The 25039-nt window shown below is 42.1% G+C and carries 24 protein-coding genes and 1 other annotated feature; of the genes, 15 read left to right on the forward strand and 9 right to left on the reverse strand.

The window, feature by feature from the left end; translation table 11 throughout:
* Nucleotides 1-2 precede the first annotated feature (2 nt).
* Complete coding sequence (locus tag FGG79_RS00430; protein WP_138775554.1) at nucleotides 3-1256, forward strand: DNA polymerase IV; 1254 nt, start codon at nucleotides 3-5, stop codon at nucleotides 1254-1256.
* 201 nt (nucleotides 1257-1457) lie between these two features.
* Complete coding sequence (gndA, locus tag FGG79_RS00435) at nucleotides 1458-2864, forward strand: NADP-dependent phosphogluconate dehydrogenase (RefSeq protein WP_138775556.1); 1407 nt, start codon at nucleotides 1458-1460, stop codon at nucleotides 2862-2864.
* 131 nt (nucleotides 2865-2995) lie between these two features.
* Here the strand turns inward: gndA and FGG79_RS00440 are convergent, their stop codons facing one another.
* The 3 genes from FGG79_RS00440 to FGG79_RS00450 are packed head-to-tail and all read right to left on the reverse strand — an operon-like array spanning nucleotide 2996 to nucleotide 6685.
* Nucleotides 2996-4102, reverse strand: a complete 1107-nt coding sequence (locus tag FGG79_RS00440; RefSeq protein ID WP_138775558.1) for a Ger(x)C family spore germination protein — start codon at nucleotides 4100-4102, stop codon at nucleotides 2996-2998.
* Entirely contained in the window at nucleotides 4099-5178 is a 1080-nt protein-coding gene (locus FGG79_RS00445) for a GerAB/ArcD/ProY family transporter (protein WP_138775560.1), read from the reverse strand. The genes FGG79_RS00440 and FGG79_RS00445 overlap by 4 nt, the downstream gene beginning before the upstream one ends.
* A 10-nt stretch (nucleotides 5179-5188) precedes the next feature.
* Nucleotides 5189-6685, reverse strand: a complete 1497-nt coding sequence (locus tag FGG79_RS00450) for a spore germination protein (protein ID WP_138775562.1) — start codon at nucleotides 6683-6685, stop codon at nucleotides 5189-5191.
* Nucleotides 6686-6801: 116 nt separating this feature from the next.
* Here FGG79_RS00450 and FGG79_RS00455 point away from each other — a divergent pair, with 116 nt between their 5' ends.
* Both FGG79_RS00455 and FGG79_RS00460 read left to right on the forward strand, forming a co-directional pair.
* Nucleotides 6802-7638, forward strand: a complete 837-nt coding sequence (locus tag FGG79_RS00455; protein ID WP_171050732.1) for a DUF2935 domain-containing protein — start codon at nucleotides 6802-6804, stop codon at nucleotides 7636-7638.
* Between the two features lie 240 nt (nucleotides 7639-7878).
* Entirely contained in the window at nucleotides 7879-8982 is a 1104-nt protein-coding gene (locus tag FGG79_RS00460; RefSeq protein WP_138775566.1) for an NADH:flavin oxidoreductase, read from the forward strand.
* Nucleotides 8983-9147: 165 nt separating this feature from the next.
* Here the strand turns inward: FGG79_RS00460 and FGG79_RS00465 are convergent, their stop codons facing one another.
* Nucleotides 9148-9768, reverse strand: a complete 621-nt coding sequence (locus tag FGG79_RS00465; RefSeq protein WP_138775568.1) for a cyclase family protein — start codon at nucleotides 9766-9768, stop codon at nucleotides 9148-9150.
* 16 nt (nucleotides 9769-9784) lie between these two features.
* Complete coding sequence (gene zwf / locus FGG79_RS00470) at nucleotides 9785-11287, reverse strand: glucose-6-phosphate dehydrogenase (protein ID WP_481747245.1); 1503 nt, start codon at nucleotides 11285-11287, stop codon at nucleotides 9785-9787.
* A gap of 310 nt (nucleotides 11288-11597) precedes the next feature.
* Between zwf and rnz the strand changes: the two genes are divergently transcribed.
* Genes rnz through FGG79_RS00485 form a run of 3 tightly spaced genes read left to right on the forward strand, consistent with a single transcriptional unit; the run spans nucleotide 11598 to nucleotide 13869 of the window.
* Nucleotides 11598-12524 (forward strand): ribonuclease Z, encoded by a 927-nt coding sequence (rnz, locus tag FGG79_RS00475; protein WP_138775572.1) that lies wholly within the window; start codon nucleotides 11598-11600, stop codon nucleotides 12522-12524.
* 13 nt (nucleotides 12525-12537) lie between these two features.
* Nucleotides 12538-13086, forward strand: coding sequence for a histidine phosphatase family protein (locus FGG79_RS00480; protein WP_138775574.1), 549 nt, complete (start codon nucleotides 12538-12540; stop codon nucleotides 13084-13086).
* A gap of 27 nt (nucleotides 13087-13113) precedes the next feature.
* The gene (locus FGG79_RS00485; protein ID WP_138775576.1) at nucleotides 13114-13869 is read left to right on the forward strand and encodes a GNAT family N-acetyltransferase; all 756 of its coding nucleotides are present in this window, start codon (nucleotides 13114-13116) and stop codon (nucleotides 13867-13869) included.
* Nucleotides 13870-14017: 148 nt separating this feature from the next.
* Here the strand turns inward: FGG79_RS00485 and namA are convergent, their stop codons facing one another.
* From namA to proC, 3 genes are all read right to left on the reverse strand, one after another.
* Complete coding sequence (namA, locus tag FGG79_RS00490; RefSeq protein ID WP_138775578.1) at nucleotides 14018-15034, reverse strand: NADPH dehydrogenase NamA; 1017 nt, start codon at nucleotides 15032-15034, stop codon at nucleotides 14018-14020.
* A gap of 96 nt (nucleotides 15035-15130) precedes the next feature.
* Nucleotides 15131-16282: a glycosyltransferase gene (locus tag FGG79_RS00495; RefSeq protein WP_240794167.1), complete on the reverse strand. Its 1152-nt coding sequence runs from the start codon at nucleotides 16280-16282 to the stop codon at nucleotides 15131-15133.
* A 74-nt stretch (nucleotides 16283-16356) separates the two neighbouring features.
* Complete coding sequence (proC, locus tag FGG79_RS00500; RefSeq protein WP_138775582.1) at nucleotides 16357-17175, reverse strand: pyrroline-5-carboxylate reductase; 819 nt, start codon at nucleotides 17173-17175, stop codon at nucleotides 16357-16359.
* A gap of 144 nt (nucleotides 17176-17319) precedes the next feature.
* Nucleotides 17320-17540: a binding site (T-box leader), on the reverse strand.
* 261 nt (nucleotides 17541-17801) lie between these two features.
* Between proC and FGG79_RS00505 the strand changes: the two genes are divergently transcribed.
* The 7 genes from FGG79_RS00505 to FGG79_RS00535 all read left to right on the forward strand — a co-directional run bounded on the left by FGG79_RS00505 (nucleotide 17802) and on the right by FGG79_RS00535 (nucleotide 24265).
* Nucleotides 17802-18761, forward strand: coding sequence for an MBL fold metallo-hydrolase (locus FGG79_RS00505; protein WP_138775584.1), 960 nt, complete (start codon nucleotides 17802-17804; stop codon nucleotides 18759-18761).
* Nucleotides 18762-18777: 16 nt separating this feature from the next.
* On the forward strand, nucleotides 18778-19572 hold the full coding sequence (locus FGG79_RS00510) for an SDR family NAD(P)-dependent oxidoreductase (protein ID WP_138775586.1): 795 nt from the start codon (nucleotides 18778-18780) through the stop codon (nucleotides 19570-19572).
* Nucleotides 19573-19621: 49 nt separating this feature from the next.
* Complete coding sequence (locus FGG79_RS00515) at nucleotides 19622-20146, forward strand: DUF3221 domain-containing protein (RefSeq protein WP_138775589.1); 525 nt, start codon at nucleotides 19622-19624, stop codon at nucleotides 20144-20146.
* 273 nt (nucleotides 20147-20419) lie between these two features.
* The gene (locus FGG79_RS00520; RefSeq protein ID WP_138777486.1) at nucleotides 20420-21271 is read left to right on the forward strand and encodes a GRP family sugar transporter; all 852 of its coding nucleotides are present in this window, start codon (nucleotides 20420-20422) and stop codon (nucleotides 21269-21271) included.
* Between the two features lie 13 nt (nucleotides 21272-21284).
* The gene (locus FGG79_RS00525) at nucleotides 21285-22070 is read left to right on the forward strand and encodes a glucose-1-dehydrogenase (RefSeq protein WP_138775591.1); all 786 of its coding nucleotides are present in this window, start codon (nucleotides 21285-21287) and stop codon (nucleotides 22068-22070) included.
* A 578-nt stretch (nucleotides 22071-22648) separates the two neighbouring features.
* Nucleotides 22649-23911 (forward strand): Y-family DNA polymerase, encoded by a 1263-nt coding sequence (locus FGG79_RS00530; protein WP_138775593.1) that lies wholly within the window; start codon nucleotides 22649-22651, stop codon nucleotides 23909-23911.
* 21 nt (nucleotides 23912-23932) lie between these two features.
* Nucleotides 23933-24265, forward strand: a complete 333-nt coding sequence (locus tag FGG79_RS00535) for a YolD-like family protein (protein WP_138775595.1) — start codon at nucleotides 23933-23935, stop codon at nucleotides 24263-24265.
* 58 nt (nucleotides 24266-24323) lie between these two features.
* Here FGG79_RS00535 and FGG79_RS00540 read toward each other — a convergent pair whose 3' ends face one another.
* Nucleotides 24324-24539 (reverse strand): CDGSH iron-sulfur domain-containing protein, encoded by a 216-nt coding sequence (locus tag FGG79_RS00540; RefSeq protein WP_138775597.1) that lies wholly within the window; start codon nucleotides 24537-24539, stop codon nucleotides 24324-24326.
* Between the two features lie 131 nt (nucleotides 24540-24670).
* Here FGG79_RS00540 and FGG79_RS00545 point away from each other — a divergent pair, with 131 nt between their 5' ends.
* Nucleotides 24671-25003, forward strand: coding sequence for an iron-sulfur cluster biosynthesis family protein (locus tag FGG79_RS00545; protein ID WP_138775599.1), 333 nt, complete (start codon nucleotides 24671-24673; stop codon nucleotides 25001-25003).
* Nucleotides 25004-25039 lie beyond the last annotated feature (36 nt).

Raw genomic sequence — 25039 nt, forward strand, 5'->3', positions numbered from 1 at the left:
GTATGAATCCACATTATCCTAAAAATGGACGAGTGATTCTTCATGTAGACATGAATAGCTTCTATGCCTCTGTAGAGATGGCATATGATCCTACCTTACGAGGAAAACCTTTAGCTATAGCAGGGAATCCCAAAGAAAGACGAGGCATTATCGTGACATGCAGCTATGAAGCAAGGAGCTTCGGCGTGAAAACGACAATGCCTCTTTGGGAAGCCAAAAAGCTCTGCCCGAAACTTATTATCATGACACCGAATTTTGACCGTTACCGCGCTGCCTCTAGAGGGATTTTTGATATCCTTAGACAATACTCAGATTTGGTTGAACCTGTTTCGATCGATGAAGGCTATGTGGATATTACTGATTCCTTCGATAAAGGGTCCCCATTGCAAATTGCTTCAGATATTCAAACCCAAATTAAAGGTCAACTCGATCTACCGTGCAGTATCGGGGTGGCACCGAATAAATTCTTGGCCAAGACCGCTTCAGATATGAAAAAACCTATGGGGATCACTGTTTTACGAAAACGTGATATACCCAATAAGCTTTGGCCCCTTCCAGTCATTGAAATGCATGGCATTGGTCAGAAGACCGCCGAGAAGCTGAGTACGATCGGCATTCATACATGCAATGATCTTGCTCATGCGAATGACATCCAGCTGAAATCCCTGCTTGGAATCAATGGTCTGCGTCTCAAAGAACGGGCCAATGGGATTGATAGGCGAAGTGTGGACCCTGACTCGATTTATGATTATAAGAGCGTTGGAAATTCGACTACTTTACCAAAAGATACAACGAATCAACATGAACTATTAATGGTGATTGAGAAGCTTTGTGGAAGAGTGTCGTCACGCTTGCAGCAGAAAGACGTGGTGGGTATGACGATCCAGCTCATGATCAGGGATAAATTCAGGAAAACGATTACGCGAAGCAAAAAACTAGAAAATCCGATTTATAAAAAAGAGGACTTATTTCGCTTCGCTAAGGATTTAATGTTAAAGCACTGGAATGGAGACCCTGTAAGATTGTTAGGAGTCACCGCGCAAGATATCGTGGGAAAAAGTGAAGCCACCGAACAGCTGGATTTATTCTCTTATAAAAAAGTAGCTGAAAAGGAGCCTCTCTATAACGTCTTATCAAAGCTTCAGGACAAGTTTGGGAAGGACTCCATCTCCCAGGGAGTAAAAGGGAAAAATAAAAAGAAATCCTTTGATTCAAAACAAGACACAAGCTTTAATAAAGATTTTTTAAGAGAATGACATGAAAAAAAAGGGACAACTTAAGATAGATGAATGACGCTTTAGACTGAATATTTGCATCATCATGCTGTTCTTGTTAGATTAAATGAAAGTGTTCATCATTTTTTTGTGATAAGATACATTTCTTTTATTCACCATTAGATTTTTTCAGGGTGATAATAGGGATGGAAAACTATAATAGTGGAAAGGAAGTTGACGAACATGTCTCAAGGAATTGGTGTAATCGGTTTAGCCGTAATGGGTAAAAACCTGGCATGGAATATTGAAAGCCGTGGATATTCTGTTTCTGTATATAATCGTTCCCGTGAAAAAACGGACGAAATGGTAAGCGAGTCAAAAGGGAAGAATATTGTCCCTACATATACGATTGAAGAATTCGTCCATTCTTTAGAAAAGCCTAGAAAGATCTTATTGATGGTAAAGGCCGGTAATCCGACTGATGCGACTATTGAGCAACTGAAGCCTTTCCTTGAAAAAGGAGATATCCTAATCGATGGAGGAAACACATTCTTCGAGGATACACGTCGCCGTAACCACGAATTAAGCGATCTGGGCATTCATTTTATCGGAACAGGTGTGTCCGGTGGTGAAGAAGGTGCTCTGACGGGTCCGTCGATCATGCCTGGTGGCCAGAAGGAAGCATATGATCTTGTTGCTCCGATTCTGAAGGACATCGCAGCGAAAGTAGATGGGGATCCTTGTACGACATACATTGGTCCAGACGGTGCAGGTCATTATGTGAAAATGGTGCATAACGGTATCGAGTATGGGGATATGCAGCTGATTGCAGAATCCTACTTCCTGATGAAGAATGTTCTGGGCCTAAGTGCTGAAGAACTGCATGAAGTGTTTGCCGACTGGAATAAAGGGGAGCTAGACAGCTATCTCATCGAAATCACAGCAGATATCTTCACGAAGAAAGACGATGAAACCGGTAAGCCGATGGTTGATGTCATCCTGGATAAAGCAGGACAGAAGGGTACCGGAAAGTGGACCAGCCAAAGTGCTTTAGATCTAGGTGTTTCCTTACCAATCATCACTGAATCTGTCTTTGCCAGATTCATCTCAGCTATTAAGGATGAGCGCGTGAAGGCCAGCAAAATGCTTAAAGGTCCGGACGTGGAGCCATTCCAAGGAGATAAAAAAGCGTTGGTTGAATCGATCCGTAAAGCTCTTTATATGAGTAAAATTTGTTCCTATGCGCAAGGTTTCGCACAAATGCGCTCTGCCTCCAATGAATACAAATGGGATTTACAATACGGAGATATCGCGATGATCTTCCGCGGTGGCTGCATCATCCGTGCTCAATTCCTGCAAAAAATCAAAGAAGCCTATGACCGGGAGTCAAATCTGACAAACCTTTTACTCGATCCTTACTTCAAAGAGATTGTCGAAAGTTATCAATACGCACTGCGTGAAGTCATCAGTGTAGCCGTACAGAATGGTGTACCGGTACCAGGCTTCTCAGCTGCCTTGTCTTATTACGACAGCTATCGTACTGAAACGCTCCCAGCGAACCTGATTCAGGCTCAGCGTGACTATTTTGGTGCACACACATATGAGCGTGTGGATAAAGAAGGTATATTCCATACTGAGTGGATGAAATAATAAATCAAGAAAAGCTCCTTTCCTGGTTTGGAAAGGAGCTTTTCTTATAAAAATCGTCTAAAGAGGTGAAAATCTATTGTATTATACATTCCGTGAAAAACTAAGAAAAGCCTTTCATTTTCGCACCCCATTTATTTCGTCTGTCCAGCATTTATCAACTTCATCTTTATATCCACATTCATATCGATGGTAGGATACACTTCTTCCCAATTTAATTTCTTCCAATCTTCATAAGAAAGTTTGTTTCGTACGTACCCTCCTATACCAATGGGGTCGACGTTTAATTCCTGTGTCAGTTTTAATAGCTCCTTTGATTTTTTTATTAAATATTCATTGATTTCTTTCTCCATCTTTTTCTGTGATTTCTCTGAATCTGTTAGTTCATCCTTGGTGTACTCCAGGACGCTTCCTTTAAGCTCGATAGACATCTTGACGGAAATCGGCTTATGATCCTTTATTTCTATATCCATTTCCCAATTTGTTTTCTTATAATCAAACATTAATTGATCAGGAAAGGCATGCTTGTCATTAGGTGGAGCGATTTCAATGCTGAACGTACCTTTTGGTGTGTCTTTTCGTAAGGTAAAGAGCACGCCTGAAAGAGTAGGAGAGAGATGATGAACAAATTGATCATCATTAAAGAGAGCATATCCATCAATACTGATATTCCGATCCCTAATTTTGTAGTAGGGCATGATGGGATCGATTCCATCATCAAAATAATCTCTGTTAAATTGGTATGTGTTATAGTTAATTCGCTCATTTTCACTATCCAGTTTTTCTAAAAATGTGCGTAAATAGAGGGAACTGTTCGTGTCGTCAACCGGTTGAAACTCCAACATCTCTCGAGCTGTTCCTTCTGCGACGGCAAAGTATACCCTTGGTCCTAAACTTGGATCACGCATATAGGTATCTAATATATCTTTAATTCCGACCTTCGCTAAATCTGTTCCAAACAAGGCTACGGTTATCTGACCACTGACAAGTTTAAGATTTGAACGATGATTAAATCGAATTCTGGAATCCTTGCTGGATTTTGCGTTGACTGTTAAGATCTTATTTTGATAAACTCCTTGCTTCGTCACATTTGGGAAGTTAACAGTAACCATGAGTGGGACTTCCTTATCCTCTGAAAGGTCATAGCCAACAGCATCTATCATCCCTAGTTTATCAATAATATTTTTTTCGCATCCTGCCAGTAAGCATACTAACGCTACAGTACCATACAATAATTTCATAATGTCACCTTATTCTGCTTTAATTTATTCAGTCCTATCAAGAAGATTAATAAAAGTGGTAGCAAAAATGCGATGCCCACATCTATGTACGTCAACCATTTCAACCACTGATCGACCTCCCTAATAATATCCGGTATAAAGGATACGAGTGTACCAATCGTTAGCAGGAATAAACTGATAAAGTTGGACCGGAGTTTCTGAAACGAATGTGAAACCAACTCTTTGCTTGCCCATAAATACATGACTACGGTAATTAAGACTTTTAAAGCGAATAGGGTGAAAATTAGATTTTCCACCCGCTCAACAAATGGAAACTTTACATATTCAATTAAGGTGATGACAGGATAAAGATCATTGATTAAGTAATCAAAGCTGAAAAACCCAAAGCAAACAAAACTTACGGAGATATAAATGAAAGAAGTAATTGCATTTCCAAAGAAAACTCCTTTTGTGAAATTCTTCTGAGCATAAGGGATGAGAAACAGGCTAAGTTCATAGCCAAGAAAGGCAGAATAAACATTTAATCCACCGGAAAGTATATCCTTTTCCCCTTGCATGATGAAAGTTGTCATTCGTGTGAAACTGAATTCTGAAAGATGAAAGGTAAGTAAAAGCATTGTCCAAATGGTCATGAAGAATAAGATGACAGTCGCCTTTCCAATTTCATATATGCACCCTTTCAATAAGAAAAAGCTCAGGAGAAAAAACATGCCCACAAAAACAATGGAAGGGGTATCCCGAAAAAATAGCATTTGTAAGAGTAAAATGTATTTTTTTGCAACTAAGGTTGCGAGAAGGGTGAAAACAACACTTATGAATAAATAAAAAGGAACGAAAAGCCACTTAGGAAAAACATTCTCTATTATGACAAAAATGGATTGACCTTTTCCCCATTTATTTACCAGCCCTATCAATAATATATTTAACGTGACAATACCAAATAAAATGAAAAGACCAATCCACCCATTGGTACCAAAGGCTTCCGCAGATAGTCTAGGAATACTGAACAATGTAACTCCGGATTGAATCATGTATATGAGTAGTGCTATTTGAAAGGGATGGAGCTTTTCTCTCATGTTTAATCGCCTACTTTTTCATCTTATTGATGTCTTCATTTGTGGTTCTGACTTGTTCTGGACGATCCTTGATTAACATGTAAGGTGCCCTGATAATTGTGTCCAGCCAATCGTTAAAGAAGGTGGGAGAGAATGGGATCATGTATGGTGTCTTTAAGGAGGTGAGCGTAGTCAAATGAATGACTAACAGTCCCAGGCCGAACACCAACCCCATATTTCCCCAGAATCCCGCAAGTAAAATGAAAGAAAAACGTACGATTCTGATTGATGCACTCATCACATAGCTCGGGATGACAAAAGAAGAGATAGCGGAAATAGCAACCGCGATAATTAAGATATTACTTGTTATTCCTGCTTCAACGGCTGCCTGCCCTATTACAATCCCTCCTACAATCCCAATCGTTTGTCCAATCTTAGTAGGGAGACGGGCCCCAGCTTCCCTTAGAAGCTCAATGACCAATTCAAGAAAAATAGCTTCAATTAATGGTGGAAATGGTACTTTGCTGCGAGATTCAATTAAGCTTGGAAGTAACTCCTGTGGGACCATTTCATAATGGAAGGTTGTGATGGAAACATAAATGGCAGTAAAAGCAACAGTTATGATAAATGCAAACATCCTAAGTAATCGAATAAATGTACCGGTCATCCACCTTTGGCTGTAATCATCCACGGATTGGAAGAAGTCAAAAAAACTGACAGGAGCACAAAAAATATATGGGCTTCCATCCACAATCCCTATTATTTTCCCTGCCAATAATTTTGAAGCACCAACATCTGGCCGTTCTGTTGTGAAAAACTGGGGAAAAGGAGAGAGTGGTTGATCATCAATCATTTGGACGAGAATGTTAGTGTCGAGAATGCCAGTATATTCAATATCGTTGATACGTTTTTTCAAGAATTCCAATTCCTCTTTTGGTGCAATATCTTCTATATACATGATTGTAATCGAAGTTTTTGTAATTTCACCTGCACTTAAGCTCATCGTTTTTAAATGAGAGCTTTTTAAACGTTTTCGAATGAGTCCAATATTCACTTCGGCTGATTCGATAAAGGCTTCGTGTGGCCCTAATATAATAGACTCTGTTTCAGATTCTTCAATGCTGCGTTTCTCACCGCCACCAGCCTTCAATGAAAATACCCGATTTTCAAATGAAAGAACGACATCGCCATTTAGAACCCCGACCACTGCTTGTTTATTTGAAGTGATTTCATTTAGTCCGGAAGAATCTATATCCCGTTGAACCTCACTTGTTTCCCCTTTATTAACCCAATCCAATAATTCCTCTTTCAGGATTTGTCTATTTACAAGGTTGTCGAAATAAATAAATTGAATGCCATGCTCCTTGAAGTGACGGTATCGTAAGTCTTCACAATCTTGAAACTGTTCTAATACATGGCTGAAATCCAATGGGTCTTGATCATTTTCCAAAGAAGATAATGGGTATGCATTATCTGGTACGGTCTCTTCTTTCAAAGTCATTTTTTTCACTAATGATAGCAATCCCATACTAAACCCTCATTTACCTACTGTTTGTGCTATTTTTTCCTAAAAAGACTTTCTTATTCTAAGCATGAAGACTTCTTCTTCTTAATAAGGTTAAGTAGAAGAAGGAGGAGTGTATGATGGGATTTGAGAAAATCACGCCATGGCAAGAACATGAATTCTGGTTAGGGATACTGAAAGACCATGCCTATTTTATCCGGGATTATTTAAGCCCAGCAGAAGTGAAGTGGGTCGAGCAGGCAGAATATTATATTGAGTGGTTTCAAAATGTGGAAGAAGAAATGATGAAAATTTCTAAGGACCTGCCCGTCGCATCTCCAGAAATGATTCAACTTTCAGAATGGGCCCAAGATGTTTCATACCAATATTACACATTCGAAGGACACCTACTCCATTTACGCCTCTATAATCAGGTGAACTTAAATTTATCACCTAGCTATTTGAACGGGACATTGGCGGAAAATAGGGAGTACCTTAGAATTTTAAAAAGCTACTCGAAAGGAGAGGAGTATCCATTACTCCAGCTGGTTGATTTAATGGATATGTGGCTTGATGACCAGCGGGGGCATGCGTCATTGCTCGCTGATATATTGGATAGTGCAGAAATTGATTTGATTGAAAGGGCAAGTGCTTTAATGGTGCAGTTTTCTCAATTTATGGTGAAAAATGATATGTTCAAAGGATATCTGCACTTTACTCAGCCAGGATTTCCTGCTCAAATCCGATTTGCCGAAGATGTTTCCATACAAGTAGTCGCCTTTACCAAGTTGGTAGAGGAAGTACTCAATCTGTATGTTAATGATGAAGTACTGAATAATTCTACCCTCCGATTTCTGGAACATCATTTTCCAGAAGCTTGTTATTTCATGAAAAAGCTATCCTATTATGCACCTGCCATACATTATCCAGACTGTAAACTGACAAAACCTACCTTGCGTAATGATACAAAAGCTTGAGGGACGAATCCTCAGGCTTTGTATGTGCCAGCCCTTCTTTAGATACCCAGCAAATGATAAAGTCGAAGAACAAAAGAATGGTAATTCTACAACGGAGTACTTGGCTGAATGGTTATCATTCAATACATAAGAGCATATTCACAGTGATATGTGCAATGCATTGCTGTTAAACAGATTTCTTTCATATTCTGAATGTATTTGAAATAATGAAAGAGCATAAAGAATAGAGGAGGAATCGAAATGAGTCAACCAAATACATCGACACAACCATTATTTCGACCATTCAAGAGTGAAAAAATAAGCTTGTCTAATCGCACGGTTATGGCTCCTATGACACGGGGGTTCTCACCTGGCGGAGTGCCAGGTGAAGATGTTGCTGCCTACTATCGCCGTAGAGCCGAAAATGGAGTAGGTTTGATCGTGACGGAAGGGACTGGAATTAATCATCCGTCGTCTGTTTCAGGGGCGAGTATACCTCTGTTCCACGGTGAAGAATCACTGAATGGATGGGCAAATGTCGTGAAGGATGTCCATAAAGCAGGTGGCAAGATCGTTCCACAACTATGGCATGTGGGGATGACCCGTAAAAAGGGAGAGCTCCCAAATGAAGAAGCGCTGCCCGTTGGACCATCAGGACTAAGCTTAGCGGGTGAAAAAGTAACTGAGCCGATGTCGGAAGAAGAAATCGTCCAGTTGGTAGAAACGTATGCACAAGCCGCAGCAGATGCGAAACGTATTGGCTTCGACGGTATTGAGCTTCACGGTGCTCATGGTTATTTAATCGACCAATTCTTCTGGGAGAATACAAACAAACGTACAGACCGTTATGGAGGAGACCTAGTCGGCAGAACACGTTTTGCCGTTGAGGTGATCGAAGCCTGCAGACGTGAAGTGGGACCTGATTTTCCGATTATCTTCCGTTTTTCCCAATGGAAAATGAATGATTTTAATGCGAAGCTTGCGAAAACGCCTGATGAACTGGAGCGTTTCCTGGAGCCGCTTGTAAATGCAGGCGTAGACTTATTCCATTGTTCCACACGCCGTTTCTGGGAGCCTGAATTTGAAGGATCTGATTTGAATCTGGCGGGCTGGACGAAGCAGCTAACAGGCAAACCTGTAATATCCGTAGGATCGGTTGGACTCGATGGAGAATTCACTAGCTTCTCAGGCGCGAATACGACAAGTCTTGAAGGATTGATTGAAAGACTTAACGGGGAAGAGTTTGACCTCGTTGCCATAGGTCGTTCTCTCTTAATGGACCCTGAATGGGTAAGGAAAGTGGAGGAAGGTAGAGTAGACGACTTGCTACCATTTGATAAAGAAGCTTTGCAAAAATTGTATTAATGTATTCTTGTGGCAAGTGGTGCTGATGATTATATGCAGGTGTCTCTCTAATAGGGGCATCTGTTTTTTTGTGTGAGGGTAAAGTTCATCCATAAGGCGCCAAACAAAACAAAAAAACGATAAAAAAAACTCCCTAGCAATAAACTAGAGAGTTTTATCAAATGGTTATCCGATCATTTCATCAAATAACAGTACACGTGCTGGTGATGCATCAGTATTTTCTATTTTCAGTGGAGCCGCAACCATGAAGTATTGGCCGGCTTCGATATCTTTCAGTTGGAGACCTTCCATGATGATGACGCCACTTCCCATCAAGCTACGGTGGGTAGGATGACCTTCCTGAGCTCTTTCGATGCCAAGGGCGTCTATCCCAACGCCAGAGATCTTCTTATCTGCAAGGTAGGCAGCAGCATCTTCTGCTACATAGATGAATTCAAAGTTAAACTCCGTATCCAATGAATTCTTCGTTTTGAAAAGGATGAAGTCATTCTCTTCGATTTCCAGTCCTTGAATATCCTTAAGGCTAATTTTTTCATCGACTTTTGTTAGATCAAATACTTTAACAGGACGAACGAGCTTCTCTATATCAATGGTTTCAATCGTCTCTCCGTCGTTGATCATGTGTAGGGGAGCGTCAACATGCGTTCCGGTATGCACGTCCATTGAAAGTCTTGACTCTGTCACATGACCATTCGTATTCGTTTCAATCGTCGGTTGTTTTTCGGGTTTGTTCTTATAAACGGGCATCCCGTTAAAGATTGGAGCTGTTACATCATAAATTTTCATTGATTCCACACCTTTCTTAGCATTGGTCTACGTCTAGATTTGCAATCGGCCACCAGTAGAATCCATCTTTCGCAAGTAGATTGTCAGCGGCTTTCGGACCCATCGACCCTGCTTCGTAGTTCGGGAATTCTCCGTCTCGTGTATGTTCCCATACTTCAGAGATTTTGTCGACGAATGCCCATGATAATTTCACTTCATCCCAATGGGTGAAGTTCGTTGCATCTCCACGCAGACAATCGTACAAAAGTTTTTCGTAAGCTTCCGGTGTATTCATCCCATCTACGCTGTTATTGGCAAAATTCAGTTTCACAGGAGTCGTTTCGATGTTCTGGCCGGATTTCTTCACGTTCAGGTGAAGGGTGATTCCTTCTTCAGGCTGAATGTGAATGACAAGCAAGTTAGGAGCCAGAGGCTTGTCCGGGTTGTAATACAGGTTCATTGGGATCTCCTTGAACTGGATGACAATTTTTGTTGATTTTGCCTGCATTCTTTTTCCAGTACGGATATAGAAAGGGACACCGGCCCAACGGAAGTTATCAATCATCAACTTTCCAGCAACATATGTTTCGGTGTTAGATTGATCATCTACGTTTTCTGCTTCCCGGTAACCTGGTACATCCTCATTACCGGTTTTACCAGGACCGTATTGTCCGCGAACGAAATAGTCTTTTACTTCATCATGTTCAAATGGACGAAGGGATCTTAAGGCACGCACTTTTTCACTGCGGATTTCGTCTGTCGTCAATTTGATTGGTGGCTCCATGGCAAGCAAAGCAACCATTTGCAGCAGGTGGTTTTGGACCATATCCCGGAGAGCTCCGCTTTTTTCATAATAACGACCTCGATCTTCTACACCAAGTTCTTCAGATGACGTGACCTGGATATTTGAGATATATTGGTTATTCCATAGTGGTTCAAACATCGCATTAGCGAAACGGATGACTTCGATATTTTGGACCATTTCTTTCCCAAGGTAGTGGTCAATACGATAAATTTGGTCCTCAGAGAACGATTCACGAATCTGGCTATTTAGTTTTTCGGCTGAAGGAAGGTCGTGACCGAATGGTTTTTCAATGACTAGTCGTTGGAAACCGTTCGTATCGGTTAAACCTTGATTCTTCAGCTGCTCTGTAATTGTTCCAAAGAATTCAGGAGCCATCGCTAAGTAGAAAATTCGATTTCCTTCTAATTCATACGTTTCATCCAGCTCATCTGATAGGTTCTTAAGTGCTTTATAGGAATCGCTGTTTGAAACATCGTTTGGTTGATAGTAGAAATGAGAGACAAACTCATCGATGTTATCATCACTGCCCAATGCTTTATGTACCGATGTTTTTACATGTTCTTGAAATTCTTCATTTGACCAATCTCGGCGTGCTACACCTACAACGGCAAAACGCTTTGAAATTTTTCCTTTACGGAACAAATGATAAAGAGACGGATATAGTTTCCTTTTTGCTAAATCACCTGTCGCTCCAAAAATGGTAATCAGAGACGTCGGAGTAGTAGAATTATTCAATGTCATGACCTCACTTTATCTTTGGTGTACCTCTTCTTTATGTGTTTCTTCTTATTTAATACCTTATACAATTACTTAATTTTAAAGACTTATGGTTCATTTAGCAAATTATATGCTGAAGACTTTTCCCTAATAAATAATGAAAACGTTTTATGTTTTCTGCAATCATCTTCGTCTTTATGTTGGCTTTAAATTTCATTCTTATAACTAGAGAAGAATCATGATTCACCCATATCAGGGAAGGAAAGGGTAAATAAAAGGGGAATATGCTAAAATATAGTCACCATGGCAATCTTAGGAGTGAATGAAGTTGGAATTGTTATTTTTAGGTACAGGCGCTGGGGTACCAGCTAAACTCCGCAATGTAACCAGTATCGCTTTGAAACTATTAGAAGAACGCGGTGCGGTTTGGCTTTTTGATTGTGGGGAAGCGACGCAGCATCAAATTTTACATACAAGTTTAAAACCGAGAAGGATCGAGAAGATTTTCATCACCCACTTACACGGTGACCATATTTATGGACTGCCAGGATTATTGGGGAGTAGGTCCTTTCAAGGGGGAGAATCCCAGTTGACGGTGTATGGGCCGAAGGGAATCAAGGAGTACATCCAGGTCTCTCTTTCTGTCAGCCGGACCCATCTTCGATATCCGCTGGAAGTGGTTGAAATCGATGAAGGAGTCATTTTTGAAGATCAGGGGTTTATCGTGGAAGCAAGGGAGCTCGATCATGCTCTCCCCACTTTCGGGTACAGGGTAGTCGAAAAAGACAAACCAGGAGCCCTTCAAGTCGAGCAATTACAGGAAAGGGGCATTCAACCGGGTCCCCTTTACAAGAAGTTGAAATTAGGTGAAACTGTTCAACTGGAAGATGGGTCCAAAGTGGATGGGACGAATTTTCTTGGACCTTCGATTCCTGGGCGGGTCATTACCATTCTAGGCGACACAAGGATTTGTTCTAATGCTGTAAAGCTTGGTCAATCCGCTGATGTACTTGTCCATGAGGCAACCTTTAATCGGGAACAAGAGGAGATGGCCCGTGAATACTTCCACTCCACGACCAAACAGGCAGGGGAGACCGCACTTGCGGCAGGAGCTAAAGTACTCTTTTTAACTCATATTTCTTCCAGATATGCCAAGGAATCATGGGGGGAACTGGAGAAGGAAGCGAAAGATGTGTTTCAGAATACGTATATTGCCAGCGACTTTATGGAGTATGATATACCGTTAAAGAAGTAGAGGGGAGTCGAAAATGAAAACAATCTATATCGTACGTCATGCGAAAGCGGAAGGGCAGTCCTTTCATTCTCCATTAACAGAAACCGGAGAGAGTCAAGCAATTCAATTGGCTTCTTTTTTAGAAAACCGATACATTCAATCGATATACTCCAGCCCTTTTGTCAGGGCACGTGAGACCATCGCACCGTTTGCTAAACAGTCGGGATTAACGATTCAGGTAGACGCCCGATTGGGTGAAAGAGTGTTAAGCGATCATGATTTGCCAGATTGGAAAGACAAACTGAAGGAGAGCTTTGACGATTTCTCTCTATCATTCCCTGGTGGTGAGTCCAATCAAATGGCAATGGACCGGGCTATTTCTTTCATCGATGAAGTGACAAGTAATGACGAGGATCAAATTGTTTGTGTGAGTCATGGAAACCTAACGACGCTTCTTCTGAGGTTATTTGACGAGAATTATGGATACGATGAACTGTTCGCTCTCTCAAACCCCGATGTTTATGTAGTGAAAGTGAAAGAGAATGAGGCATCCGTTCACCGTATTTGGAGTAAGGAAAACTAACTGATAGAGAAAAAAGGGGAATTCCAATTGAAAGAAATTACATTTGACCAAATTTATTATCCAGGACATACGGAGACGGAAACGGATTTTTATACACATGTTCATTTTCCAGATATGTTAACAAGGTATGATAGTAATTTTCTGCAATTCAAGAAATTGCCGACACCTGCTGAATTTAAAGTGGCCGCAAACTTCTTACGTGAATTTCATCAATCAAAGGGACAGAAGCATGTAAAGTTCATTTTCCCTCCCGATCAGAAACCTTCGGTAGAATTGATGGCTCTGCTTGAACATGAAGACTATGTGACAGGCTTTAATGAACTGTACCGGATTGAACCGAACCAATTTCCACGATTGGAAGGCAGCCCTGATATAGAAATAAGAGAAGTGATCAAGGGGGACCTTGATGCTTATCTTACATTTCAATATGAGCAGGACATGGATTTTGGTACTGCATTTGCTGATCAAAAGGTAAGCATGCATAAACGGAATTATCAAAACCCTGGCTTGATGCAGGTTCTTGCTTATTATAAGGGAACCCCTGCCGGATCCGTGGATGTGATTATCAAGGACGCTACTGCGGAAATAGATGGATTGATGGTTCACGAGACGTTTCAGAAAAAAGGTATTGGAACCAGGCTTCAACAGTTTGTGATGGACCGATTCCATGATAGAACCATCATACTTGTAGCAGATGGGGAGGATACTCCGCGACAGATGTATCAAAAACAAAACTACCGGTGCATCGGGTTCAGGTATGAAGTTCAGAAGGTGTATGAATAAAGTGCTGATATTTAGCATTATGGTGTCACTGGTTTACTTGAAGTTTGAACGAGAAAACGCCTGAATACCTTCCAACAAGGCTGTTTTTTTATCAAGAAAAAAAAGAGTGAAGTATGCACTAGCATGCTTCACTCTTTTTGCTAAACTATTACCAGCCGCGCTCATATTGTTTAGGTGCTTCGATCTCCACGCCTAACTCATTCGCTGCCGTTCTTGGCCAGTATGGATCCCGGAGTAATTCACGTGCGAGCAGAACCAGGTCAGCACGTTCGTTCTGCAGAATTTCCTCTGCCTGTATGCCTGTCGTGATCAGGCCAACAGCCCCTGTATCGATGTCTGATCTATGCTTGATTGTCTCAGCAAGCTTCACCTGATAGCCGGGGAAGATCGGGATTCTTGCAGGGACAAGGGCACCGGAGCTTACGTCAATCAGGTCGACTCCTTGTTCTTTCATCCATTTCCCGAATGCCACATAGTCTTCAACGTCCAAGCCGTCGTCGTGATAATCCTTGGCAGAAACACGGACAAGCAGCGGTCCGTCCCACATTTGTTGAATACCATCAATGACTTCACGGAGAAAACGATAGCGGTTTTCTGCAGATCCACCGTATTCGTCCGTTCGTTTATTGGAAAGAGGAGACAGGAATTCATTAATGAGATACCCGTGGGCAGCATGAACTTCAATTACATCAAATCCTGCTTCCTTCGCTCTTCGTGCTCCGTTGATGAAGGCCGTGATTGTATCTTTAATATCACCTACTGTCATTTCAACAGGTATCTTCATTTCGTCATTAAATGGGATGGCTGATGGAGCGAGGATATCTCCTTCAAGAACAGCTTTTCTTCCTGCGTGAGCGAGCTGGATCCCTGTCTTTGCGCCCTGCTCCTTGATTAAGCCGACTAATTCTTTTAGCCCTTCAATATGACCGTCATCCCAAATCCCTAAATCCTGAGGAGAAATTCTCCCTTGGGGGGTGACAGCCGTTGCTTCCTGAATGATGAGTCCGACTCCGCCTACTGCGCGGCTCGTATAGTGAGTACGATGCCAGTTTTCGACTTTCCCGTCTTCATTGTGTGAAGAGTACATGCACATGGGCGCCATTACGATTCTGTTCTTCAATTCCACATTATTAAGCGTATATGGTTCAAATAACTTTGCATTCATTTCTGATCACCTTCCAAGACATATTTATTTCGGGTTTCTAAATAGTGTTTCACACAGATTATAACAACACCCTTTTGGTTGGAAAAGAAATGTGCTCTATTTTCTTTTTTGTTTCAGTTCTTTCAGTGAATAAACCGTTCCTCGCCATTCGATGCCTCCACGTTTATAGGTTAAGAAAGTGGCTCGTCCTATCGAATAGATAAATAATAGGGCGGTAACAGGCAATACAAAAAAGAGAAGCGGTGATTCATTTGTCATTGTCTTCATAACCTTTACATAGGAAATACCAATGAAAAATAGGATCATCAAACTTACAATTTGAATCGGAAATACCCCTGAAAATAATGTCATGAATGGAAGAACAGTAGAGCAGAAGACTCCGATCATGGCAAACAAAACAAGAAGGATGGAGTAATGGAGGCCGGCAAACGTATTTTTTTCCAAGCCGTTAAAGGCTTCTTTCAATGAGCGGTACCACTCCACCTCCAATGACTGGAGGGCCGTGAGAAGGTTTTGCCTTTTGCCATGTTTTTTTATGTGAATACCCAGCTGCAGGTCATCATCTGGCATGTGCTTGATCTTCTCATGCGTACCGATTTCCTCATAGGCAGACCGGGTGATAAGGTTGAATGCGCCAATGCCCATCCCTATTTTAGAAGAGGGCTCGTTCGCTTTCCACGGGCGTTTATAAAACGAAAATCCAAATAAAAAATACGATACGAAACTTTTTAACCAGAAGGATTGTGATTGAATATAAGGAGCAAGAGTGAGGTGATCAAGTCCTTGAGATTGCAGGACTGACACGGCTCGTGATAAAGCTGTGGAGTCTTTGAAAATGACATCGGCATCTGTGAAAAGGATGAGTTCACCCTCTGACTTCTGATAGCCTTTATATAACGCGTTATTTTTTCCGAGCCAGCCCTTTTCTAATGAGTCGATCTGAAGGACGGTGATCCGTTTGTCCATTTTTGCCAGGGTATCCATTTTCCCTCGCGTCCCGTCGGTTGAGCGATCATTGACGAGTATCCATTGGATTTGATCATAATCCTGTTGCAGTTGAGAAACAATGCTTTCTGTTATCGCTTCTTCTTCATTTCTGGCTGGCACGATAATGGATAGAAGCGGTCCCTGATTCTTATAGGAGAAGTCCTCAATCGAAGAAAGTTTCGATAATCCCCTCCACATATCGATGGAAAGAATAAACCAAACGGCAAGTACAGCACAAAGTAGAATGAATAGGAGCGTCACTAGAGTCGACCTTCTTTTTTGCTCTGATTGTATCAATGAAACACACAAATTGCGAATCATGGTGGGTTTGACGTTTATTTTTTAAGCGATTGCTTCTTTAATTCGTTACCCAAAACCTCAGAACGATTTTTCGCAGAAGAGACACATTGGAAAAACGCATTTCTTACCTCATAGTCTTCCAATTCAGCGATCCCTGCCTCAGTTGTTCCACCTGGACTGGTTACGTTTCTTCTTAATTCCTGTGCTTCTAAACCGGATTTTTCCAGCATGGCGCTTGCTCCTGCGATTGTTTGAGTGACCAGGTTTTTAGCGAGTTTTTCTTCAAGACCTAGTTCTACTGCAGCATTTTTAAGTAATTCCGCCACATAGTAGATATAAGCCGGCCCACTTCCTGATAGAGCCGTAATAAGGTCCAATTGCGTTTCCTCTACTTCTACCGCTGTTCCGACGGATTGGAATAAAGTTGTCGTCCATTCCTTTTGAGAGTGTGAGAGGGAACTGTTAAATGAGACGGCTGTTGCTGATTTTCCCATGGCAGCACTTGTATTCGGCATGGCTCTTGCAACGGCCCCGTTAAAGGAGAGCTTTTCGCTTATATGTTCCATGGTGATCCCTGCCAAAACAGAAATGATCAATGTGTTCTTTGAAAGGTAGGCGCCAACCGATTGTGCTGCTTCATGAAAGTCTTTAGGTTTCATTGCGAGGATGACGATATCAAACGGCGAGTCATGATTCACCTGCCGGACACCGAATTCATTCACGACCTCGTCCAAACGCTGCTGATTACAACGATTGGTTACATACACTTCTTCACTATTCAATACGCCTGCCTTCAATGAGCCACTTATTAATGCATGAGCCATCGATCCTGCTCCAATAAACAATGTCTTCATTCGTTCATTCCTCCTTGTCTGTTGAAAAAGCGATGTTAACGAATCCTGTTGCTTTTCTTTTTTACTTAGTAAATTGGAAACCCTGGAGATGAAAGCAATCTCCCGTTTTACAGTGACAATGAAAAAAAGCAGACCTTCTCATCCATAAAGGACGAAAGGGTCTGCTTCCGTGGTACCACCTTGTTTTGTTCATTACTCAATAGAAGAGATGAACACACTCATTTCCATGTAACGCTGGAAAACGTTCTGATTTAAGACGCTCAAAAGGAAGGTTCACAAACGGAGGGGACGACGGTGCCTTTCAGCCGGTGAGCACCGATCTCTATTGTCATCCATTCATTACTAGTCTTTATCATCGCTTTTTCTTATATTGTTATATAAAATGATTCTCCTGCATGAAAGATATATTATAGGTGATTATCTTCGAAATGGCGCTTATCTGTCAAGTGTTTATTTCAGTATATTCAATCACTTTAAAAATGACATTTGTTAGGGAAAAATGTACACTAATAACTGAAGGGTCATTCATTTTTGGTTAATGTAAGAGAACTGGATTTCCAAATGGGAAAGGCTGACTCTGCATCATATGTTGCCTACCCTTTTATTATGAAGAATGTGGTGAAAATATGACAAACTTAGTGAATGGTATTGCAAAGATTACGTTATCTACTCCTTTTGCCGTGGGAGATGTGAATGTATATGTCGTGAAGGGAGATGCTCTGACGCTTGTGGATGTTGGTCCGCTAACCGATACAGCTTGGCAGCAATTGACCGAGCAGCTGGCCTTAGTAGGATACACACCTAAAGACATCGATCAAATCGTTTTGACCCATCATCACCCGGATCATGCCGGGTTACTCGAGAGGTTTCCTTCCTCTGTAAACGTATATGGTCATAACTATAACCGGTTTTGGCTGTACCGTGATGACCATTTTCATGACGTCTACGACCGATTCTTCTTGCAGCTGGCGATTGAATCCGGACTTCCAGAGAAGTATCTACCGGCCATCCCTAAATTTAAAAGCCCTTTGAAATTTATGGGTCAGCGAAATTTGGATGTGGTGATAAAAGAAGGGGATGTGATTCCAGGTATGGAAGGTTGGTCGATTATCGAAACGCTTGGGCATGCCCAAAGTCACTTATCTTTTTACCGGGAAAAGGATGGTGTGCTGATAGCGGGAGATCATATCTTGGCATCTATTTCACCGAATCCGCTCATTGAACCACCCTTTGAAGGTGGGGGTGAGCGTTCAAAGCCATTGCTCCAATACAATGCTTCACTGAAAAAACTGATGGATATACCCATTTCCCTTGCCTACACAGGTCATGGAGATACTATTACGGATGTTCATGGGTTAATTCCGAGGAGATTAGGGAAACAAGATGAGAGAGCACAAGGTGTTCTGGAGATGATTAAGGGAAACCGCATGACCGTTTTTGAGATTTGTAAGTTGTTATTTCCTTCCGTGTATCGAAAGGAACTCGGTTTGACACTTTCGGAAACGATCGGTCAATTGGACTATTTGGAATCGCTGCATTACATAAAGAAAGAAAACTTTGATGGCATTTATTATTATTTTGCTTAGAAAGATGTGATTGGGAATGAATAGGAGAATAAAAGGAAAAACCATTGTCATTACGGGAGCCTCAGGCGGGCTCGGTGAACAGATGGCGATCAAGGCAGCGGAATATGGAGGAAATCTTGCTTTGATTGCGCGTCGTGTTCACTTGCTTGAAGCATTAAAAGAAAAACTTCAAAGGGAATACAACTGTAAAGTAGAAGTGTATCCGTTAAATGTAACAGAGTATGAGGAGGTTCAACGCACGTTCAACGCCATCCTGCAGGAGTTTGGATCTATTCATGCATTGATCAACAATGCCGGTTTTGGCATTTTTCAAGAAGCACATGAAACATCCTTTCAAGATGTGAAGGGGATGATGGACGTGAATGTTCTTGGGCTTATGGCATGTACAGGGGAAGTTCTTCCCTTTATGCGCGAACAAGGTTTTGGGCATGTGATGAACATTGCTTCCCAAGCAGGGAAATTTGCCTCACCCAAGTCCAGTGCGTATTCTGCTTCTAAGCATGCTGTCCTTGGGTATACAAACAGTCTTAGGATGGAAGCGAAACGATACGGGGTGAAGGTGACAGCGGTGAATCCTGGCCCCATTGCCACAGACTTCTTTACTATTGCCGATGAGTCAGGAACATATGTGAAGAATGTAGAGAAGTTCATGCTGGATCCAAGGAAGGTCGCAGAAAAAGTGGTAGATTCGCTATTTACCAATGCGAGGGAAATTAACCTGCCCCGATGGATGAATATGGGAAGCCGGTTCTATCAAATGTTTCCATCTTTTGTAGAAAAAGTAGGAAATACCCTTTTTTTCAAAAAATAGTGAAACCATCCGGTGCTTCCGTTCGTCTAATTAAATAAGGGGGGAGTCTATGAAGAAATGTTTGATTGTTCTGATACTTGGTTTCTGTATTCTATTTTCCGGCTGCGGGCCATCGACGTCTGTCAATTCATCACAAGCAAGCGCAGATTTCATAGGCTTTGTCACCCAGCTCGAAAATGATCAAGTACTGATTAATGATGTCTGGTTTTCTTTCGATAATCAAACCGTCATGGTTACTGACAAGGAGAAAGAGCTAGATAAAGAGGATATAGAGATGGGCAAGAAAGTGAATGTTAGATTTGATGGTGAGCTCCAGGAATCCTATCCAAGGAGAGCAGCGGCAGATCAATTCATTTTTATGACAGATCAAAAAAGTAAGGTTGAAACAAATGCTGTTCAATTAGTCATGAGAGATCCCCGGTTTTCTCAAGTTGTCATACAATCCATTGAAAAAAATCCTACCGGTCTATATTCATTACGATTCAAAGACCTTTCCATCGACAAGGAGGTCCATGTCATTGTGAATGTCGAGAATGAAAGAGTCATTGTACCTATACATACTTCCGTCAAATAACAAAGAAGAAAGCGTTGGCATATAATCAACGCTTTCTTCTTTTTGTTCAAAGACCCTCACTTTCTCCAACTGATCTTTGATCGCTTTCGTCACAAGTAATCATCTTCATCATCCACTGATTATTTATGTTCCACCTCACATTGAGATTATACCGGTGAAAATAGGGGTATGCATCAATGTAGGAAATTTTTATGATTTTTTAGTCCAAATGGCTAGGATGTATGTTTCAGAGGAAAACTATGATTATTGTCGGAAAAAGGATGTGGAAGTATGATAGGGATTCTTTTAGCCCTAATCCCCGCGGTAGCGTGGGGAAGTCTTGTATTTGTAAGTGTAAAACTTGGAGGGAATGCCTATAGTCAAACGGTTGGGATTACCGTTGGCTCATTGCTGTTTGCGGTCGGAGTTTTCTTCATCAAGTCCCCTGAATTAACATTATTTGTATGGGGGATCGGCTTTATTTCCGGTGTCTTCTGGGCAGTTGGACAAGTGAACCAGCTAGCGAGTGTGAAATTCATCGGCGTTTCAAAAACGGTTCCGATCTCAACGGGTATGCAGCTGATTGGTACCACGCTCTTTGGCGTTTTAGTATTTAAAGAATGGAAAACGACTGAAACGATTCTTCTTGGCAGCGGGGCCGTTCTAGCCCTTATTATCGGTGTCGTCCTAACCTCTTTCACTCAAAAACCCGAGGGGGATGAAGGTTCCCAACTTAAAAAAGGTCTACTGACGTTGCTTCTTTCAAGTGCTGGATACATAGCCTATGTCGTCATTTTAAGATGGTTTAATATTGACGGATGGGAAGCCATTTTACCTCAGGCGATTGGAATGTTTATCGGAGCTGTTGCCATCACTTTAAGGCATAAGCCGTTTAATAAATATACGATCCGAAATATCCTGACAGGTCTCATGTGGGCATCAGGGAACTTAGGGCTATTGCTTGCTCTTCCCCGTATCGGGGTGGCGACCAGCTTCTCCCTTTCCCAAACGGGGATCGTTATTTCTACACTCGGCGGGTTATTTTTCCTCGGTGAAAAGAAATCCAAAAAGCAAATTCTTCTCGTGATTGCAGGATGTGTTCTCATCATTACCGGTGGAGTTCTCTTAGGCTTTACTAAAGATTAAGGAGGAATTAGACATGTATTCAGATTTAACGGATAAGGTTGTCATCATTACAGGTGCTGCTACAGGAATCGGGAAAGCCATTGCAAAGAGATTTGCAAGTGAAGGGTGTAAAGTGGTAATTAACTATTTCAAAGAAGAAGAAAACCCACAAGAACTGGTACAGGAAATTGAACAAGCCGGGGGGACAGCTTCCGTCATCCAAGGCGACGTCTCGAAGGAAGAAGATGTTCAAAACTTTGTCCAATATGCCCATGACATATATGGACGACTCGATATTTATGTGAACAACGCAGGAGTTGAAAATGAAGTCCCTTCGGAAAATCTATCGATTGAAGATTGGCAAAGAGTCATCAATACAAATCTAACAGGTACTTTTCTCGGGTGCCGGGAAGCAGCGAAGTACATGCTTGATCACAAAATCAAAGGATCAATCATCAACGTTTCCTCCGTTCATGAAATCATTCCATGGCCACATTTTGCTCATTACGCAGCCAGTAAAGGTGGAGTGAAATTACTCATGGAGAGCCTGGCACTGGAATTTGCTCCTGATGGGATACGGGTGAACAATATCGCTCCAGGAGCCATCGATACCCCTATCAATGCCGAGAAATTTTCCGATCCTGAAAAGAAAAAAGGGGTGGAAAAGCTCATTCCACTCGGTTATATCGGAGAACCGGAGCAAGTTGCTTCCTGTGCAGCCTTTTTAGCCTCAGACCAGGCAAGCTATGTCACAGGTACAACCCTCATCGCTGATGGTGGCATGACAAAATACCCAGGATTCCAAGCAGGCAAAGGCTGATGCATGGATCTGATAAGGCCAAAATCATTATGTGATTTTGGCCTTTTTTGAATTTGTCGGGCCAACCCAAGCCACCTCCGCTTTTCTTGTTGTCCAGCTCCAGGGCTTAGAGGCTCGAGGTCATAAGTCAAGACCACCAAAAAGGCAGAGTGCGCCTTTCCGGTGGTCTCGCCTTATGCTTGTCGCCTCTGAGCAAAGCCCTTCCGCTTTTCTTTTGCCCAGCTCCAGGGCTTAGAGGCTCGAGGTCATAAGTCAAGACCACCAAAAAGGCAGAGGGCGCCTTTCCGGTGGTCTCGTCTTATGCTTGTCGCCTCTGAGCAAAGCCCTTCCGCTTTTCTTTTGTCCAGCTCCGGCGGCTAGTCCCTCGAGGTCACAACTGAAAAATCCCATAAGGCAAAAGGCGCCTTTTGGGATTTCCCAGTTGTGCTTGTCGGGCCAACCCAAGCCACCTCCGCTTTTCTTGTTATTCTCTCGGTTTCCATTTATTTAAGTTGAAAGCGAACGTATATTCGTATAGAATCATAGATATACTATATAAGAACGTTTGTTCTATTTTAGGTAAAATGGAGGACGGATATATGACTGTCGATTACAGTGTGCTACCACACCACAAGATTTTGTGCATCGATATGAAGAGCTTTTATGCTAGCTGTTCGGCTGTCATCATGGGACTTGATCCCCTTGAATGCCACTTAGCCGTGGTAGGGGACAGGGACAGGCAAGGGAGTATCGTATTAGCTGCCTCACCGAGGATGAAGAAGGACTTTGGAATCAAAACGGGCTCACGGATGTTCGAGATTCCAGACGATCCAAGAATCCAGCTTGTGGAGCCGAAAATGGCGACGTATGTCCGGATCTCAACAGAGTTGACCCGGTTGTTTCACCGTTACGTGCCTAAGGATGCCATCCACACGTATAGCGTGGACGAAAGCTTTATCAAGATTGACGGGGCGACGAATCTATGGGGAGATGCGACGACCATCGCTCACAAAATTAAAGATGATATGGAGAGGGAGTTCCAACTTCCATGCGCCATAGGAATCGGCCCGAATATGCTGTTATCCAAATTGTGCCTGGATCTTGAAGCAAAGAAAAAGGGGATTGCCGAGTGGACATATGAAGAAGTTCCAGAAAAGCTGTGGCCGCTGTCTCCGCTACGTGAGATGTGGGGGATTGGGGGGCGCCTTGAGAAGAAGCTTAATCGCATGGGCATATTCTCTATCGGCCAATTAGCGAAGTATGACCTAGAGAAACTCGAGGCTAAGTTCGGTGTGATGGGGAATCAGCTTCATTATCATGCCTGGGGAGTTGATTTGTCTGAAATAGGTGCTCCAATCATGGATGGACAGGTCAGCTTCGGCAAAGGTCAGATCCTGTTACGGGATTATAAAGAGAAAAAGGAAATCAAACGTGTCATTTTAGAAATGTGCGAAGAAGTTGCAAGGCGTACCAGGACCCACCGAAAGGCAGGAAGGACCATCAGCTTTGGAGTCGGCTACAGCCACGAAGAATTTGGTGGAGGATTCCATCGGTCCAGGACGATAGAGGAACCGACTAATATTACTATGGATTTGTACCGGGTATGCCTTGCGTTATTTGAAGAGAATTATAACGGCAAAACCGTGCGGAAAATCAATATTGCCCTCTCTAATATAGTCGAGGATGCATCATTGCAGGTTTCATTATTTGAACCCGACCGCTGGGAAAAGCGGGAGCTCGGATATGTAGTGGATCGAATCCGAAATAAATATGGTTCAGGTGCCCTGCTTCGTGCCGTTTCCTACACGGAAGCGGGGACGGCAAGGCATCGTGCCCGCCTTGTCGGCGGACATAAATCGTAACGAATAGGGGAGGTGAGAGAGTTGATCCGTGATCGAGGAAGAATCAAATGGACATCTATGATGCTGCCAGAGCATGTGAAACTGTTAAGAGATTGGGCGAAGGAAGATACGCATGAAAAGAGGATAGAGCTTGATGAACAGGAATTCGATAGGATGAATGAAGTCGTTGCTGAGGCTATGGAGTTCGGTAAGGTGGTGTCAATTACTCACTATGTAAAACATCGTCATCAATTATTGATTGGAACGATTCATCATGTCGACTCACTGGAGGGGAAGCTGCATGTCGTAGACAAGTTTGAAGACGTACACTATTTTCCACTTGCAAGCGTTGTGGACATTCGCTTTTTTGATTAATCCAATAAAAAGGAGAGACTTCACTTTAATATTACTTGAGGGAAGCCTCTCTTTTTAGTTACTCTTCGTCTAATACCTTTTCTGCACGCACACATGAATCAAATTTTCCTTTATGAGATGCGTCACAAAACGGCATGTTTGTGGATAAACCACAGCGGCAAAGAGTAAATACTTGCTTAGTTGGAAATACATTTCCATCTGCATCGATTAGTTCAACGTCACCGCTTACACGAAAAGACCCATTATCATTCACTTTAATTTGCGCTTTTGTCATGAAAAACCACCCTTTCTAGAAAATACAAAAGAATTCCCCACTATCGATAGTAAAGTGAAAAGGACAAAAAAGCAATATTCAAAAGGAAATAGAGGAAATGTGATACGATAGGGAATAAAGGAGGGTGAAGAATGAATATCGAACTAACAAACGAAGCAACCCAAAAGATCCAAGATAAAATAGAAAACAAACAAGGTCACCTGAAATTAAAATATGATACAGAAGGCTGTGGCTGTGTTGTAAGCGGCATCCCTACCTTATGGTTTATCAATCACCCTGTTGAAGGTGAAGATATAATGATAGAAACAAACAGCTATCCGATCCTGGTAGAAAAATCAAAGATGGTTTTCCTGGATGAAGAGCTGAAAATTGATTTTTCTTCCCAAAGTAACACATTTCAATTGAAAAGCCCCGGTCAGATCATTAATGGACGAATGAACTTTCTGTTGTTTCCGGGAGAATAATGATGAAAGCCTTGGGTCGCTACCCAGGGCTTTTGT

Origin of the sequence: Bacillus sp. BHET2 (assembly GCF_005938125.1) — a bacterium.
Lineage (GTDB): Bacteria > Bacillota > Bacilli > Bacillales > Bacillaceae_B > Rossellomorea.